This is a genomic window from Bradyrhizobium sp. sGM-13 (genome assembly GCF_018398875.1).
GTDB lineage: Bacteria > Pseudomonadota > Alphaproteobacteria > Rhizobiales > Xanthobacteraceae > Bradyrhizobium.
Map to the genome: position 1 here is coordinate 44,690 of NZ_JAGWDK010000025.1, position 16,315 is coordinate 61,004.

A 16,315-nucleotide genomic window follows, 5' to 3' on the forward strand; every position below is an offset into this window, starting at 1 on the left:
CCTCTGCGCTGGTCTTGAGTAATTTTCTTGAGTAATTGCCTAGTTCTGCAACTGGCCGAGCCGCCGCTTCGCATCAGGCGACCCGAGCTGGGCGGCCTTCTGGTACCAGAGCCGCGCCGCCGCCGGATCGGGCGTGACGCTGCGCAAGTCCTGGCTGCCCAGCACTTGCGGATCATACGTTCCGGCCAGCATCAATGCCGCCTCCGCCTCCTGCGCGTCCGCCGCGCGCTCAAGCAATAGTCGGGCGGAAGTAATGTCGCCGATCGCAAGCAGGCCTTTCGCTCGCTTCAGCAACGCCGCAAGTTCTTCCGGATCGATGCGACGTGCCGGAGCCGCCTCGCGCGCGGGCTCATGTACGGCCGGTGCGGCCGCGGCAACTGGGGCCGCCGGATTGATCGCAGCGACGACGTCGTTGGATGCTTCGCGCGCCACCGGCTCAGGCACCGCGACCTTGCCCTTGAGTGCGCTCTGATAGGCGGCGGCAATTTCGTCGCGCGTCGGCGACGCGGATGCCAGCGCGGTGGGCGGCGAGCGGCGAGCGGCTGCCATCTCCGCACCGGATGGCTCGGCGGCCAGCGGCGGCGCGGCAACGCGCTGCTGCGGCGGCTGGGGCTCCGGCACCGCCGCGGCGAGCTGGTCGGCTGGCGGCGCGATGCCGCCGCCACCGCCGCCGAGCGAGGCGTTGAAGATGACGGCCCGGGTCGAGTCGATCGAAAACAGCGCGAGAACGGCCGCGATCGCCGACACGATCACGACGCCGGTTACAATGCGCCCGGCCCGCGCCTTCTTCAGGCCGCCGCTGCCGAACCTTCCGCTGCCGAACGTATATTCGGAAAGCTGCTGATGCGACTCCTCCTCGTAGTTGGAGAGGAAAAGCGGCACCGGCTCGTGTGGCGGGAGCTCCTCCGGCAGCACATCAGTCCGCTCAAACGACGGCGCAAAAGACTGCGCATATTGCGGCTGTTCGTATTGCGGCTGCTCATATCGGGGCTGTTCGTATTGAGGCTGTTCGTATCGGGGTTGCTCGTATCGAAGCTGCTCGTACCGAGGCTGATCGGCCTCGTACAACCGAGGATCGCTGATGGCTTCGTCGAATCTGTCGAACGGATCTCTCGCCTGAACCGGCTTGATGTTCTCCGCCATGATGATGCTCCCCACTACTGAACGCAACGACGGGCGTCCCCCTGCACCTACTTCTTGCTCTTATTGACGTACAGGCGCCCCTTCACTGATGGTTAAAATCGCACACGGAATGGGCTCAAAAAACGGCGGAGGCTGGTGGGAATGAGGAGATATTTTGGTATGATTGAGGCAAACTAGCGGCATCCTGCCGTTTGAAAACACGCATTGTTACCGAGAAACTATATCGGTGAGATGAAATTCATGCCGCAGATGCGAAAAAATGTGCGTCGCTGGTCCGCGCATCGCACAGACCGCTCTCGCTTCTTCCGAGTGGGCGACTAAGTTCAACGATGATCCCGCACCTCAGGGATGCAGGATCACCTTGCCCATCGCTTTGCGGCCGGCAAGCACCTTCAGCGCTTCGGCGGTTTCTGCCAGCGGAAAGGTGCGGTCGACATGCGAGGAAATCTTGCCTTCCGCCGTCCACTTCACGAGCTTTTCCAGGTTGGCGCGGTTCTTCTCGGGATTGACCCTGGTCCAGGCACCCCAGAACACGCCGCGGATATCGCAGCCCTTGAGCAGCGCGAGGTTGAGCGGCATCTTCGGAATGTCGCCCGCCGCAAAGCCGATCACCAGGAAGCGGCCTTCCCAGGCGATCGAGCGCAAGGCGGCTTCGGCGTAAGTGCCGCCGACCGGATCGAAGATGATGTCGACGCCCTTGCCCCCGGTGAGCCGACGCAAACCCTCTTTTAAATCTTCCTTGCTGTAGTTCAGCGTCAGCTCGGCGCCGTGCGCCTTGGCAAATTCCAGCTTCTCGTCCGACGACGCGCAGGCGATCACCTTCAGGCCCATTAGCTTGCCGAGCTCGCAGGCTGCAAGGCCGGTGCCGCCGGCAGCGCCCAGCACGGCAAGCGTCTCGCCGGGTTTCGGGCTGGCACGATCTTCCAGGGCGTGCAGTGCCGTGCCGTAGATGATGATGATCCCCGCGGCGCGGTCAAAATCCAGATTGTCGGGGATCTTCACGATCGAGCTTGCCGGCAGTGCGATCTTTTCGCGCGCGCCGTTGTGGCCGCAGGATGCCACAACGCGGTCACCGACCTTCAGATCGGTGACGCCGGCGCCGACGCTTTCGATCACGCCGGCAACTTCGGCAGCTGGCGAAAACGGGAACGGCGGCTTGATCTGGTACTTGCCCTGGATCATCAGGATGTCGAAGAAATTCAGCGCCGCGGCCTTGATCGCGATCACGGCCTGTCCCGGTTCGGCCACCGGATCGGGCACGTCGGCCAGCACGAGATCGTCCGGTTGGCAATATTGCGAGCAGAGAATGGCTTTCATGGACACACCTGATTTCGGACCGACGATGGGCTGACTGCTTCATGCCGGATTTGAAGCCGGGCTACAATCCGATTCCGACGCATGTCTCGCGCGGGTGAAGGGGATTCAAACGATGTTTGAAAACAGCCTGTTGGCCGGAAAACGGATATTGGTCACCGGTGGCGGCTCGGGCCTTGGAGCGGCGATGGGACGCCGCTTCGTCGAGCTTGGCGCAGAGCTCGTCATCTGCGGCCGACGGCTCGAATTGCTGGAGGCCACTGCCGTGCAGATGCGCGCGGAGCTCGGCGGCAAGGTCACCGCAATCCGATGCGATATTCGCGACGGCGCCTCCGTCGATGCAATGATGGACCAGATCTGGCGGGAGGCGCCGATCGACGTGCTGGTCAACAATGCTGCCGCGACCTTCATCGCGCAGACCGAGCATCTTTCGTTCCGCGCGGCGGATGCGATCCTGGCGCCGACGCTGCATGGCACGATGTACTGCACCCTCGCCGCGGGCAGGCGCTGGATCGACGGCAAGCACGAGGGCGTGGTGCTGAGCATACTCTCGACCTCGACGATCACCGGCCGCGCTTTCACGGTACCGTCGGCGATGGCGAAGTCCGCTGTGCTCGCGATGACCAAAAGTCTTGCGGTGGAATGGGGGCCGAAGGGCGTGCGTACGGTTGCGATCGCGCCCGGCGCGTTTCCGACTCCGGGCGCGTCGGGTCAGCTCCGTCCCGAGGGCCGCGATGAAAGCTGGGCGCAACGCAATCCGCTTGGCCGCGCCGGCGAGCATGGCGAACTTGCGAATCTCGCGAGCTTTCTGATTTCCGACCAGGCCGGTTACATCAATGGCGAGATGGTGGTGCAGGATGGCGGCGCGCATTTGCGCAGTTCCGGTGCCGAGGATCTGCTGCAATGGACCGATGCACAGTGGCAGAAGCAGCGCGAGCGCCGTTCCAGGGACTGAAGTCGACACCCGTGCTCTGAATTCGAAGGTATCAGGGACGAAGCCTCGCCGCGGCGGTGAGTAACACCGTAACTGCCTTCCCAAAAAAGCATTTCCCGGCTATCCATCCCCGGCGGCGCGATGCGCCCGCGGGCCATCTTCCAGTCACAATAATGAGGGAACCAGTTGTCCGTGTTGCGAATACTGGCATTTCTGGTTGCGATTGCGGCGTTGTGCGGGACGACAGCCCTCGCGCAAACACCGAGCCCTGCTTCGAAGGGCGCCAAGGATTCAGGCAAGGCGGCACCTGCACCAGCACCTGCACCCGCGGCAAAGAAGCCGGAACCGGCAGCGGCTGCTGCCGCGGGCGGCGCGGAACCTACCTTGATCGGTCAGTACGGCACCTGGGGCGCCTACACGGCGGCGCCGAACGGCAAGAAGGTTTGCTTTGCGCTGGCGAAGCCGTCGTCGTCGAAAACCAATCCGCCGAATCGTCCGCGCGATCCCGCCTACGCCTTCGTCTCGACGCGTCCGGCGGAAAAGGTCTTCAACGAGGTCTCGATCATGATCGGCTACGCGCTGAAGCCAGGCTCGGAATCCTCTCTTGAGGTCGGCGGCGCGTCCTACGCGATGTATACCCAGGGCGATGGGCTCTGGATCAAGAACGCCGCGGAGGAAGAGCAGATGGTCAACGCCATGCGCAAATCTACCGAGGTCACCATCAAGGGCGTCTCTGCCAAGGGCACCGAGACCACGGACGTCTTCTCGCTCAAGGGGCTGTCCCAGGCGCTCGACCGGCTGGCGCAGGATTGCAAGCGCTAGACGGCATTTAAGCCCAGAATGACGTTGTTTAGGGGCCGGGGAAGGCCTATTTGATTGACTTCGTAGGGTGGGCAAAGGCGCAAAGCGCCATGCCCACCATTGACGTTTGTGGTGGGCACGCTGCGCTTTGCCCACCCTACGCCGCCCCCAACCATCTCGTGTGACTTAATGACGCTTTCATCTTCCGTGGCACCGCTGGAGAAGGTTCCGCTCGAAGCCTATGTGCCGCCGGCAAGGCCGTCGCTGATCGGCCTGTCGCGCGCCGAGATCGCCGACCGGCTCGGCGAGATCGGCGTTGCGCCTGCGCAGCGCAAGATGCGCACGCAACAGCTCTGGCACTGGATGTACTTTCGCGGCGCCAAATCCTTTGCGGAGATGACCAGCGTCTCCAAGGACATGCGCGCGCAACTCGAGCAGCATTTTACCGTCGATCGTCCCGAAGTGGTGGCCGAGCAGGTTTCCAACGACGGCACCCGCAAATGGCTGTTGCGCCTGCCGAGCGGCGACGCGTTCCAGAAAGCGCATGAAGTCGAGTGCGTCTACATCCCCGAAACCGATCGCGGCACGCTCTGCGTTTCCTCGCAGGTCGGCTGCACGCTGAATTGCTCGTTCTGCCACACCGGCACGCAACGGCTGGTGCGCAACCTCACCGCGGGCGAAATCGTCGGCCAGATCATGGTGGCGCGCGACCGTCTCAACGACTGGGCCGATCGCGAGACACCGACCGGCAGTCGCCTCGTCACCAATATCGTCATGATGGGCATGGGCGAGCCGCTCTATAATTTCGACGCGGTGCGCGACGCGCTGCTGATTACAGCCGACAACGAAGGCATCGGCATTTCCCGCCGGCGCATCACGCTGTCGACCTCGGGCGTGGTGCCCAACATCATCCGCACCGGCGAGGAGATCGGCGTCATGCTCGCGATCTCGCTGCACGCGGTTCGCGACGAATTGCGCAACGAGCTGGTGCCGCTGAACCGAAAATATCCGATTGCCGAACTGCTGCAGGCCTGCCGCGATTACCCGGGCTCGTCGAACGCGCGGCGCATCACCTTCGAATATGTGATGCTCAAGGGCGTCAACGATTCCCTCGACGACGCCAAGCTGCTGGTCAAGCTGCTCAAGGGCATTCCGGCCAAGATCAACCTGATCCCGTTCAACCCATGGCCGGGTTCGCGCTACGAGTGCTCGGATTGGGAGCAGATCGAAAAATTCTCCGAATACATCTTCAACGCCGGCTACTCCTCGCCGGTCCGCACGCCGCGCGGCCGCGATATCCTCGCCGCCTGCGGCCAGTTGAAGTCGGAGACCGAAAAACTGTCCGCGCGCGAGCGCCAGGCGCTCCGCGCCATGGCGATGACGGATTGAGCGATCCTCGCAATGACGGTGCATGAACCATGGCACTAGTCGGCCGCTTCTTCGTCATCCTGTTCGCCTTCCTCGCCGCCTGCTTCGTGGCGGGAATGATCGTGGTCGGCGCGGTGCTGTATCCGGAATTCAGCGATCTCGGCGGCGGACCGATCGACCAGGGCGCGCTGGATGTCGTGCTCGGCTTCGGCTTCATCTTCCTGTCCGGCTTTGCGCTGCTGCCGGCACTGGTGGTCGTGCTCATCACCGAAGCGTTCTACATCCGCAGCGTGCTCGCTTACGCCGTCGGCGGCGCGATTGTTGGCGCGGCCTGCTATCTCGGCCTCGTCCCCTTCGACCCCGAGACGTTGACTTTTGATGGTATCGTGCGTCGTCATCTCGAAATCATGACCGGCGCCGGCATCGTCGCCGGCCTCGTCTACTGGCTGATCGCAGGCCGCACCGCCGGCGCCTGGCGCGAACCGGCGCCCCCGATAAAGCCGTTGCCGCCGCTGCCATCGCAGTCACGGCCATTCTCTTGATGCTTCTCCCACAACAAGGCGAGAAGGGAAGCGCGCTTGTGCCTTTTCATCCCCCATCGGCTCGGCTAAACCCCGCGCCATGAACCGTACCGGACTTATTATCGCGTTGGGCTTGTCGCTCGTTGTCGGACTGCTGTTTGGAATCTTTCCCGAACTCGACCTGAAGCTGGCGGCATTGTTCTACGATCCCGCGAGCACCTCGTTTCCATTAAAGCAGAACGGGCTTGCCGCATTCGCGCGCGATGCCGCGATGTGGATCGCCTGGGCGCTGGCGCTGCCGGCGCTGATTGCGATCGTCGCGAAGCTGCTACGGCCGGATCGGCCGATGCTGGTTCCAGGACGCGCGGCCGTGTTCCTGCTGGCCACCATCCTGCTCTCCGCGATCGTGCTGACCAATCTGACCTTCAAGAGCCATTGGGGACGGCCAAGGCCGGTGGTGGTGACGGAGTTCAACGGCCCCTGGGAATTCGTGCCGTGGTGGGACCCGCGCGGGGCTTGCGGGCGTAATTGCTCATTCTTCTCGGGCGAGGGCGCCACCGCATTCTGGACCTACGCGCCCGCGGCGCTGACACCGCCGGCGTGGCGGCCGTTGGCCTATACGGCGGCGACTCTGTTCGGTATCGCGACCAGCGCGCTACGGATGGCGTTCGGCGGGCATTTCTTCACCGATGTCGCAGCCGCCGGCCTCGTCAGCTTTTTCGTGATCTGGCTGGCCTATGCTTGGATCTACCGCTGGCCGTCGACCAGGCTTACCGATGCGCAAATCGAAGCCGCGCTGGCGCGCTGGGGCTGGCCCGGCTACCGCCTGTGGCAGCGCTGGCGCGGGCGCGACGCAAGATAGTCCGTCCCCAGCCGCCAAGCGCCATTAAACGCGTGCCCACGGCGGCGAAATTTGTTATTCGCCGCCCTCAAACGACATCCGCTATTTCGACCGATTGGAAGCTCGATGAGTACGATCCTGAAAAGCCTGCCCAAGGGGGAAAAAGTCGGCATCGCTTTCTCGGGCGGTCTCGACACCAGCGCGGCGCTGCTGTGGATGAAGCAAAAGGGCGCGCGCGTTTTTGCCTATACCGCCAATCTCGGCCAGCCTGACGAGACCGACTACGACGAGATTCCGCGTAAAGCGCTGGAGTTCGGCGGCGAAAAAGCCCGGCTGGTGGATTGCCGCACGCAACTGGTCCACGAGGGTGTTGCCGCCATCCAATCGGGCGCCTTCCACGTCTCTACCGGCGGCATCGCGTATTTCAACACCACGCCGCTCGGTCGCGCGGTGACCGGCACGATGCTGGTCTCGGCCATGAAGGAGGACGGCGTCAACATCTGGGGCGACGGCTCCACCTACAAAGGCAACGATATCGAGCGGTTTTATCGCTACGGCCTGCTGACCAATCCGAACTTGCAGATCTACAAGCCCTGGCTCGACCAGCAGTTCATCGACGAGCTGGGCGGGCGCGCGGAAATGTCGGCGTTCATGACCGCCAACGGATTCGCCTACAAGATGAGCGCCGAAAAGGCGTACTCGACCGACAGCAATATCCTCGGCGCCACTCACGAGGCCAAGGATCTCGAACGTCTCGACAGCGGCATCAAGATCGTCAATCCGATCATGGGCGTGCCGTTCTGGCGCGACGACTGCGCCGTCAAGGCCGAACAGGTCACCGTGCGTTTTGAGGAGGGCCAGCCCGTCGCGCTGAACGGCCAGACATTCACCGATCCGGTAACCCTGTTCCTCGAGGCCAACGCCATCGGCGGCCGGCATGGCCTTGGCATGAGCGACCAGATCGAGAACCGGATCATCGAGGCGAAGAGCCGCGGCATCTACGAAGCGCCCGGCATGGCGCTGCTGCACATCGCCTACGAACGCCTGGTCACGGGCATCCACAACGAAGACACCATCGAGCAGTACCGGATCAGCGGCATGCGCCTCGGCCGACTGCTGTACCAGGGACGGTGGTTCGATTCCCAGGCCCTCATGCTGCGCGAAACCGCCCAGCGTTGGGTGGCGCGCGCCGTCACCGGCGAGGTGACGCTGGAACTGCGCCGTGGCAACGACTACTCGATCCTGAACACCGAGAGTCCCAACCTGACCTATCAGCCGGACCGGCTTAGCATGGAGAAGGTCGAGGACGCCGCGTTCTCGCCGGCGGACCGCATCGGCCAGCTCACCATGCGCAACCTCGACATCGCCGATACCCGCGCCAAGCTGAAGCTTTATTCGGACACAGGCCTGCTGGCGGGCAGCGAAGGTTCGGAGATCTTCAAGCTCGAGAGCGACAAGGGCTGAGAAACTCTCGTGTGCCGGACCCGAGGCAGCGCGTAGCGGTGCGTCGCAGAGCCGGGACCCAAGACCACATAACCGATACGCACTTTTTGGGCCCCGGCTCAGCAGCGCATACTGCGTGCTGCGCCGCGTCCGGGGCATGAGTGCCACGCGGGTTAGGCGTCCGTTATGGATACGTCATCCGGGACAGATAGATTTTGCCCGCCTGAATTCTCGCGGAACAGCCGCACACACTGCCCGTACCGTGTGTCCGACCGGAGGCTCGATCATGATCAAGACTGTCACCATCGTCCTCGGCCTCCTGCTTTCGGCATCTGCGGCCGATGCCCAGACGATTTATCCCATCGACCGCGCCGAAATCCTTGCCGGCGCGCAGTTCGACTTCAAGGTCGAATTTCCCGACAAAGTCGATCCGGCCAAGCTGAAGGTGACGGTCAACGGTCAGGACTATGCCGTTGCTTTCGGCCGCGCCGGAACTTTCGTCGAGCGTGAGGACGGCAAGGACCAATCGGCGCTGATGCTCCGCGACGTCGCGCTGACCGCGCCCGGCCCTGTCGTTGTCGAAGCCGGAGACGGCACGCGCAGCCGCAAGGTGGCATGGACCGTTTACGACACCGGCCCGCGCAGGGCGAAGAACGTCATCCTGTTCATCGGCGACGGCATGTCGCTATCCCACCGCGTCGGGGCGCGGTTGCTTTCCAAGGGCATCGCTGAAGGGAAAAGCCTCGGCAAGCTTGCGATGGACGACATGCCGCATATGGCGCTGGTGGCGACCGCGGGTTCCGATTCGATCATCACCGACTCCGCAAATTCGGCTAGTGCTTACGCAACCGGCCACAAGAGCGCCGTCAATGCAATGGGCGTCTATGCCGACCGCACCAGGGATCCGCTCGACGATCCCAAGGTCGAGACTATCGCAAGCCTCGCCAAGCGCCGGCTCAATTTGAGCATCGGAATCGTCAGCAATACCGAAATCGAGGATGCAACGCCGGCGGCGATGGTGGCCCATACCCGTCGCCGTGCCGAGTATGATCCTATCGTCGAGCAGTTTTTTGCGGCCAAGCCCGACGTGCTCTTGGGCGGCGGTAGCGCCAATTTCCTGCCAAAGGCTGCGTCCGGAAAGCGCAAGGACGATGTCGATTACATCGCGCGTTTCCGCGAGGCCGGCTATCCCGTGGCGATGACCGCGGGTGAGCTCAACGCGCTCTCGGCAAAGCCCGAGACGCGCCGGTTGCTCGGCCTGTTTGCCTCCGGAAACATGGACGGCGCGCTCGACCGCAAATTTCTCAAGGGTGGCGGCGTGAAGAAGTTTCCCGAGCAGCCGGACCTGACCGAGCAGGTTCAGGCCGCCTTGAACGTGCTGTCGAGAAACGAAGCCGGCTTCTTCCTGATGGTGGAATCCGGAATGATCGACAAATACGCCCATCTGCTCGACATGGAGCGCGCGGTCTATGACACCATCATGCTCGACAACGCCGTGCGCCTTGCCCGCGACTGGGCCAGCAAGCGCGGCGACGACACCCTGATCCTGGTCGTGGCGGACCACAGCCATCCCAACAGCTTGGTCGGCACCATTAATGACGATATGAGCACGACGCCGAACGTGCCGTTCCGCGAGCGCGTCGGCGTCTATGACAAGGCCGGCTTCCCCAACTATCCGGCGCCTGATGCGGACGGCTATCCGTCGCGCGTCGACGTCAGCCGGCGGCTCGCCATCTTCTCCGCCAGCCTTCCCGACCACTACGAGACCTTTCGTCCCAAGCTCGACGATCCGAACCAGCCGACCGTGAAGGGCGACGATCCCGCAACCTTCAAGGCCAATGAAAAATACAAGGACGTTCCCGGCGCGGTGCTGCGGCCGGGCAACCTGCCGGCGATGGTCGGTGCGAGCGTGCATTCCGGCGAGGACGTCATCCTGACCGCGGCTGGGCCTGGCAGCGAACGGGTGCGAGGCTCGATGGATAATACCGAAGTCTTTCGCGTGATGGCGGACGCGCTCGGCCTTGCAGCGGCGGGACGCTAGTCACGGTCGTCCCGGCGAAAGGCTTCGCCGGGGCGACGGCCTAGTTTGGCGCGAACATCAGCTTCACAAGACTGCGAAACAACATGACCTGCCGTTCAAGTCGGCCGGGATCGTTCAGCGTCTTGGACATGATGATGGCGCCGTCGACGATGCAGGACAGCATGTCGGCGACATCGTCGAGGTCGACCGGCTCTCTCGGAGGATGGACCGCCGCGATGCCGTCGAGGATCGTGCGGAAGCGCGCGTTCCAGTCCCGCACGGATTGCGCGGTGAGATCGCGTATCTCACGGTCGAACAGCCGTTCCTGATAGCAGATGCTGGCGATCAGGCAGCCGGGATGTCCGTTCGGCAGATCCGCCATCGTTTCCGCAAGCAGCTTCAGTGAAATCAGGAACGCCTGCAGCGGATCGTCGGATAGCTGTTGGCCGCGCCCGAAGATTTCGTCGAACAGGCGATCGTTGGTTGCGACATATCGCCGGACCATCTCGCGGGCGAGCGCGTTCTTGTCCTTGAAGTGATAGAAGAAGCCGCTCTTGGTGAGGCCCGCCTCGGCGATCACTTCCTCGATCGAGGTCGCGCCGAAGCCTTTGGCGAGCACGGCCGCCTCCGCGATCTCGAGAATTCTCTCGCGGGTGGCTTCGCCCTTGCCTTTCGGGGTCTCCAAAACTGTACTCATGGTACGGTTTCTCCACGGCCGAAAGCCGCAGGAGCTTTGCGCCCCGCCGGCAACCATTTGATTTCGTATCATTTTGCAGCTCAAGGTTCATCCGCACCACAAGCCGCCTAGGCGGCCGCGACACTATGAGGCACCAACATCGCCGGACCTGGGCGATGCGCGAGAGACGTATCGAGGTCCTCTAATTCGCGGAGATGTTGAAATGGCCAAATACCGACACGCCCTGCCGCAGCGCCGCGGTGGCGTTTTCCTCACCGATGGCGGCATGGAAACCACGCTGATCTTCCACGAAGGCATGGAGCTGCCGCACTTCGCCGCCTTTGTGCTGCTGGATAGCGCCGAAGGGCGGGAAAAGCTGAAGCGGTATTATGCCGCCTATCTCGCGGTCGCGCGCGACCATGGGCTTGGCTTCGTGCTCGACAGCCCGACATGGCGTGCCAATCCGGATTGGGGCACCAAGCTCGGTTATGACGTGTCCGCGCTCGCTGGGATCAATGTCCGTTCGATTGCATTGCTCGAGGAGCTGCGCACCGGCTGGGAGCGGCCAGACGCACCCTGCGTCATCAGCGGCGCCATCGGCCCGCGCGGCGACGGCTACAAGGCAGGCAACATGCAGGCCGACGAAGCCGAGGCCTATCATCGGGCACAGATTGCGGCCTTCGTCGAAGGCGGCGCTGACATGGTCACCGCCTATACCCTTAACAGCATCAATGAAGCGATCGGCATCGCGCGCGCAGCGCGGTCGCAAGCGATTCCGGTGGCGATCTCGTTCACGGTGGAGACCAATGGCCGCCTGGTGAAAGGAGAAACATTGCGTGAGGCGATCGAGACCGTGGATCGCGAGACCGACGGTGCGCCCGAATACTTCCTGATCAACTGCGCGCACCCAACTCATTTCGAAGACGCGTTGAAGGCGGGTGAAGCCTGGACCGAACGTATCCATGGCATCAGGGCCAACGCCTCGACAAAAAGCCATGCCGAACTCGACGAATCCGAAACGCTTGATGCGGGTGACCCGGCCGATCTCGGGCGGCGTTATGTTGCGCTCAGGAACGCGTTTCCGACGATGCGCATTCTTGGCGGCTGCTGCGGCACCGATCACCGGCACGCCGCCGCCATTTGCGAGGCGTGCGTGCCACCGCGGGCCCTCAGCGCGTGATGCAACAAAATGGCCGGGATTGTTCCCGGCCATTTTCATCTTGATTGCCCGCCAGGCTCAGCGCGGCGGCGCGGTGCCGGGCGGGGGCGGCGGCAGCGACGCCTGCCCGCCGCTGAGCAGCGGCGTGATATTGCGGATGGTGACGCGCCGGTTGATCGGGCTCGGCCCGTCGATCTGCTCCTTCAGATACTGCTCGCCATAGCCCTGCGACGTCAGGTTTTCCGCCGGCACGTTGAACTGCTGCGTCAGCAGGGTGGCGGCGGATTCGGCACGGCGGTCCGACAGCGACAGATTGTCGACGTCGTTTCCGACCGCGTCGGTGTGGCCCTCGATCAGGAATACCGCACGCGGATTTTGCTGGATTGCGCGGTTGAGGCCATCGGCGATCACCTGCAGCTTCGCCGCCTGATCGGACGGGATTTCCCACGATCCGGTTTCGAAGTTGATGGTGTTGACGTCGATGCTCGGCATGCGTTGGCGCACGGTCGGGCTGTAACGGATTTCGTCCAGTGAATAACGCCGTTCGATCCGTTCCACCGGCGGCGCCATCAAGGTGTCGTAGATCACCTCCGGCTCCGCCTCCTCGGCATCGACGATGTAGCGGTTATACGGGATGCGTATCGTCGGCGGCGGCAGCGCGACGAAGAAGCCGCCGGTCGCCCGCGGATCGCGGTAGCTGTTGTCGATGATGATGATCTCGCGGCCGCGCTCGTCGCGGCGGATACGCCGCAGCAATTGGCCATCGCGGCCCATCACCGTGATCACCTGGGTGCCGTCGGGTCTGATGACGACAGTGCGGGTCTCGCCGCCGACGGTCTGGGTCTGGATGTCGCGCGCGCCGTAGCGGAAGCGCTCGACCTCGTTGTGACGGACATAGGCCTGTCCGCCGGGATCGCGAACGATGATCCGGCCCGGTTCGGTGATGACCGTGCGGCCGCCTTCCTGAACTTCGCGACGCTGGCCGCGGAAGTCGTCGAGGCGCTGCGGCCCTGTAGCCCGAGTGCCCGGGGCGATCGCCCTGAGCCCCTCCTGGGTCGGAGGAGGCGCCGGCAGTGGTGCCGTGACCTGCGGCGCACGCTGGAATGCCGGCGCGACCGTCGGCGGCGCGTTCTGGACCCGGCCTGCCGGCGGCGTGGCGGCCGGGGCACCGGGCACGGCGGTTGGCGCCGCGGGAGCGGTCGTGGTGCCGGGAGCCGCCGGAGTGCCAGCAGCCGGGGGCGCCGTCGGCGCGGGTGTCGCGGCCGGCGCCGTTGCAGCGGGGGCGCCGGGAGCCGGCGCGCCGGGACGACCCGTCGGTGGCGTTGGCGCCGGCGTTGGCGCACCCGCGGCCGGCGGCGGTGCGCCGGGGCGTCCCTGCGGTGTCGCTGGCGCAGTCGTCGGAGCGCCCGCCGCCGGAGGCGTCGTCGGGGTCGGGGTGCCCGCGGCTGGTGGCGTCGTGGGCGGCGCGCCGGGCCGCGCCGGCGGCGCGGTTGTGGTTCCGCCGGGCGGTGGAGTCGTCGGCGGCGACGCGGCCGGAGCCGGCGTCGGCGAAGGTCTCGCACCGGCTGCCGGGGGTGGCGGCACGGGAGACGGCGTCCCCTTCTGAGCGGAAGGCGGCGTAGGCGTGGGCGTCGGCGCCGCCGGCTGCTTCGGCGCGGTGGGAGCTGCCGCTGGTGGCGGAGGCGGCGGTGGGGTCGGACGCGCAGGCGCCGCCGCGGGAGGTGGCGGTGTCGGAGTGGGACGCGCGGGCGCGGCCGCAGGAGGCGGCGGCGGAGGCGGTGTTGGACGCGGCGGCGCGGCTGCCGGAGGGGGTGGCGCCGGCGTTGGACGTGGTGGCGGTGCAGCCGCCGGTGGCGGGGGCGGCGGAGCCTGGCGTGGCGGTGGGGCAGCCGCCGGCGGCGGTGGGGCAGGCGTCGGGCGCGGAGGCGACGCCGCGGCGGGAGGCGGCGGAGTAGGCGCCGGTCGAGTGGGGGCGGCCGCCGGCGGCGGGGCGCCCGGCGCTCCCTTTGGCGGCTGCCCCTTGGGTCTGCCTTCCTCTTCCTTGGCTTGCGCCAGGACAAGCGGAGCGGTCTGGGCATGCGATGCGGAGCTCGCTAGCTGCGTTACCGACAGGGCAGTTGTGGCAAGCAGCGCGATGCGAAGGTTTGTCATGATGTCCTTTGGTCCCCGGAAAAGGCCTGGCAGTAGAAAAGGCCTGGCAGTAACGGAAGTGCCGTATTGAGGTATCAGTTGGTCGATCAGCAGCTAATCATTAGGCCGGATTGTGGCGGCTTACAAATCTCCCGTAGCTTTTTATTTCATGAAAGCAAAGGGTTGCATGGCCCCTCGTTCATTGCGCGTTCAGATGGTGCTTTCAAAGTTTGTTTCATTCGGTTTCCGGATCGGTGGCTGGGTTAGGCGTTCGCGGGCCATTAGGCCCACGCACCGGTAGCTCGTCTGGCATTTCGCCCGGCAATTCCCGCGGCTGGGGTGGCCGGCCCGGTTCATGTACCGGTGGCGGCACCTCCGGACGAGGACGGCCCGGTGGCTCCTCGCGCGGCGGCTCGGTCGGTTGTCCTGGTGTCGCCGGCGGTACTTCCGGCGGTTCGATCGGCATCACGTCTCCCGGACTACAAGTTCCGGGAACGACAACGGCGACGGCGGCGCCAAGTTCCCACGTGATCCAATAATGGAACCGGGCTACTCGGGCGCGTGGCAGACGGCCTCGATGTTGTGGCCGTCCGGATCGAGCACGAACGCGCCGTAATAGTTCGGATGATAGATCGCGCGGATCCCGGGCGGACCGTTGTCGCGCCCGCCCGCGGCCATAGCTGCCTCGTAGAAGGCATCAACCGTGGCGCGGTCCTTCGCCACGATCGCGACATGCAGCGGCTTGTCCATTCCGCCCTCGCCGCCGATCCAGAAATCGGGCTTGCCATTGGCGCCGACACCTGCGGCGGGCTCCTCGCCGGGGCGGTCCTGCTTGACTTCCATCACCAGGGTGTAGTCGAGCGGCGCCAGGGCTTTCAGATAGAAGGCCTTCGAGCGCTCATAATCCGAAACCGGAAATCCGATGTGGTCGATCATCAAGCTCTCCTGCGGTTTGAGAGATGGGTTTGCAACGGAAATTCAGCCTCGCGCCAACAGCGTGTTGCTGCGGGTCTTGCCGGTCTCGGGATAACCCCGCGAGCGCATGTCGGCGATGCAGTCTTGCTGCCATTCGTCCTTCGACAGATGCTCGATCACGATCGCGCGCGGCCACAGCGTTTGCGGCGCCTCGGCGAAGAAGCCGGTTAGCACGCGATCCTCAAATCCTTCGACGTCGATCTTGAGCGCGTCGACGCGCGAGACACCGGCCTCCTCGAGGATGCGCTGCAGCCGCAGCGACGGCACCTTGATCGCCTTGCCGGAGGCCTCGCTTGATACGATGTGGCTGGCGCCGAGATTGTCGCCATCGGTTTCGATCATCAACTCGCCATCGGCGGGACCGGCGGCGGCCGCGACGAGCCGCACCTGCCTGTAGCCGGAGGCCGCGTTGTTGAAGGCGAGCCGTGCATGAGTGACCGGGTGCGGTTCGATTGCGATCACCTTGCCGCCGGCGCCGACATGGCGCGCCAGCGCAAGCGCATAGGTACCGACATTGGCGCCGACATCGACGAATACACCGCCGGCGGGCACATGCGTGCGGAGAAAATTCAGTTCTTCGAGATTGTAGTCGGGATTGAACAGCGCGCCGCGCTCGGTGGCGCTCGCCTGATGATAGAAGCGGAACGAAGCGCCTTGGTATTGCACGTCGACGGGCCCTGTCCGCAACAGGTTCACCAGCCGCGACAGCATCGGCCGGAACGCACCGCGTTTCAGCCGCGAGCGGTGGGCCAGCGCGATGATGGCGGCCTGTGCGGCATTCGGGGCGAACGCGCCGAACGGCGCGGGCGAAGGGTCGTTATCGGGCGTCAAACGGTGGTCCTCGGGTAGAAGCGGCGCATGCATAGCCGGTTTTGCACGCGACTCCAACGACATCCGTCGCCCCTGCGAAAGCAGGGGCCGATACGCCGCGGCTTCGCGATTTGGGGCGGTCGGAGTTGATACTCGCCGCATAATCAAGGCTGGTGGTTA

16 protein-coding genes are annotated in these 16,315 nt (G+C 64.6%); 9 read left to right on the forward strand and 7 right to left on the reverse strand.

All coding sequences use genetic code 11. The annotated features are described in order from the left end of the window. Positions 1 to 39 precede the first annotated feature (39 nt). Positions 40 to 1,143, reverse strand: coding sequence for a hypothetical protein (locus KJQ96_RS29215; protein WP_213289824.1), 1,104 nt, complete (start codon positions 1,141 to 1,143; stop codon positions 40 to 42). Between the two features lie 342 nt (positions 1,144 to 1,485). After that, on the reverse strand, positions 1,486 to 2,460 hold the full coding sequence (locus KJQ96_RS29220) for an NADPH:quinone oxidoreductase family protein (protein ID WP_213289825.1): 975 nt from the start codon (positions 2,458 to 2,460) through the stop codon (positions 1,486 to 1,488). A 112-nt stretch (positions 2,461 to 2,572) separates the two neighbouring features. Between KJQ96_RS29220 and KJQ96_RS29225 the strand changes: the two genes are divergently transcribed. From KJQ96_RS29225 to KJQ96_RS29255, 7 genes are all read left to right on the forward strand, one after another. Then, the gene (locus tag KJQ96_RS29225; protein ID WP_213289826.1) at positions 2,573 to 3,412 is read left to right on the forward strand and encodes an SDR family oxidoreductase; all 840 of its coding nucleotides are present in this window, start codon (positions 2,573 to 2,575) and stop codon (positions 3,410 to 3,412) included. Between the two features lie 165 nt (positions 3,413 to 3,577). After that, positions 3,578 to 4,213, forward strand: a complete 636-nt coding sequence (locus KJQ96_RS29230; protein WP_213289827.1) for an invasion associated locus B family protein — start codon at positions 3,578 to 3,580, stop codon at positions 4,211 to 4,213. A gap of 168 nt (positions 4,214 to 4,381) precedes the next feature. Further along, a complete protein-coding gene (gene rlmN / locus KJQ96_RS29235; RefSeq protein ID WP_213289828.1) occupies positions 4,382 to 5,581 on the forward strand; it encodes a 23S rRNA (adenine(2503)-C(2))-methyltransferase RlmN in 1,200 nt (399 codons plus the stop codon). Positions 5,582 to 5,610: 29 nt separating this feature from the next. Continuing rightward, complete coding sequence (locus KJQ96_RS29240) at positions 5,611 to 6,102, forward strand: hypothetical protein (protein ID WP_213289829.1); 492 nt, start codon at positions 5,611 to 5,613, stop codon at positions 6,100 to 6,102. Positions 6,103 to 6,181: 79 nt separating this feature from the next. Next, positions 6,182 to 6,943: a phosphatase PAP2 family protein gene (locus KJQ96_RS29245; protein ID WP_213289830.1), complete on the forward strand. Its 762-nt coding sequence runs from the start codon at positions 6,182 to 6,184 to the stop codon at positions 6,941 to 6,943. Between the two features lie 105 nt (positions 6,944 to 7,048). Further along, positions 7,049 to 8,386 (forward strand): argininosuccinate synthase, encoded by a 1,338-nt coding sequence (gene argG, locus KJQ96_RS29250; RefSeq protein WP_213289831.1) that lies wholly within the window; start codon positions 7,049 to 7,051, stop codon positions 8,384 to 8,386. Positions 8,387 to 8,651: 265 nt separating this feature from the next. Next, positions 8,652 to 10,406, forward strand: coding sequence for an alkaline phosphatase (locus KJQ96_RS29255; RefSeq protein WP_213289832.1), 1,755 nt, complete (start codon positions 8,652 to 8,654; stop codon positions 10,404 to 10,406). Positions 10,407 to 10,446: 40 nt separating this feature from the next. Here KJQ96_RS29255 and KJQ96_RS29260 read toward each other — a convergent pair whose 3' ends face one another. Further along, positions 10,447 to 11,082, reverse strand: a complete 636-nt coding sequence (locus tag KJQ96_RS29260; RefSeq protein ID WP_213289833.1) for a TetR/AcrR family transcriptional regulator — start codon at positions 11,080 to 11,082, stop codon at positions 10,447 to 10,449. A 202-nt stretch (positions 11,083 to 11,284) separates the two neighbouring features. Between KJQ96_RS29260 and KJQ96_RS29265 the strand changes: the two genes are divergently transcribed. Next, positions 11,285 to 12,241, forward strand: a complete 957-nt coding sequence (locus KJQ96_RS29265) for a homocysteine S-methyltransferase family protein (protein WP_213289834.1) — start codon at positions 11,285 to 11,287, stop codon at positions 12,239 to 12,241. A 57-nt stretch (positions 12,242 to 12,298) separates the two neighbouring features. Here KJQ96_RS29265 and KJQ96_RS29270 read toward each other — a convergent pair whose 3' ends face one another. After that, positions 12,299 to 13,804, reverse strand: coding sequence for an OmpA family protein (locus KJQ96_RS29270; protein ID WP_309142478.1), 1,506 nt, complete (start codon positions 13,802 to 13,804; stop codon positions 12,299 to 12,301). 89 nt (positions 13,805 to 13,893) lie between these two features. Between KJQ96_RS29270 and KJQ96_RS41805 the strand changes: the two genes are divergently transcribed. Beyond that, the gene (locus KJQ96_RS41805; RefSeq protein ID WP_309142479.1) at positions 13,894 to 14,175 is read left to right on the forward strand and encodes a hypothetical protein; all 282 of its coding nucleotides are present in this window, start codon (positions 13,894 to 13,896) and stop codon (positions 14,173 to 14,175) included. A 410-nt stretch (positions 14,176 to 14,585) separates the two neighbouring features. Here the strand turns inward: KJQ96_RS41805 and KJQ96_RS40505 are convergent, their stop codons facing one another. The 3 genes from KJQ96_RS40505 to KJQ96_RS29280 form a co-directional block, all read right to left on the reverse strand. Next, positions 14,586 to 14,816 (reverse strand): hypothetical protein, encoded by a 231-nt coding sequence (locus tag KJQ96_RS40505; protein WP_082637337.1) that lies wholly within the window; start codon positions 14,814 to 14,816, stop codon positions 14,586 to 14,588. An 83-nt stretch (positions 14,817 to 14,899) separates the two neighbouring features. Further along, positions 14,900 to 15,286 carry a VOC family protein gene (locus KJQ96_RS29275; RefSeq protein ID WP_213289836.1) on the reverse strand — a complete coding sequence of 129 codons (387 nt, stop codon included), beginning with the start codon at positions 15,284 to 15,286 and terminating at the stop codon, positions 14,900 to 14,902. A 42-nt stretch (positions 15,287 to 15,328) separates the two neighbouring features. Further along, on the reverse strand, positions 15,329 to 16,156 hold the full coding sequence (locus KJQ96_RS29280; RefSeq protein ID WP_213289837.1) for an FkbM family methyltransferase: 828 nt from the start codon (positions 16,154 to 16,156) through the stop codon (positions 15,329 to 15,331). Positions 16,157 to 16,315: the final 159 nt, after the last annotated feature.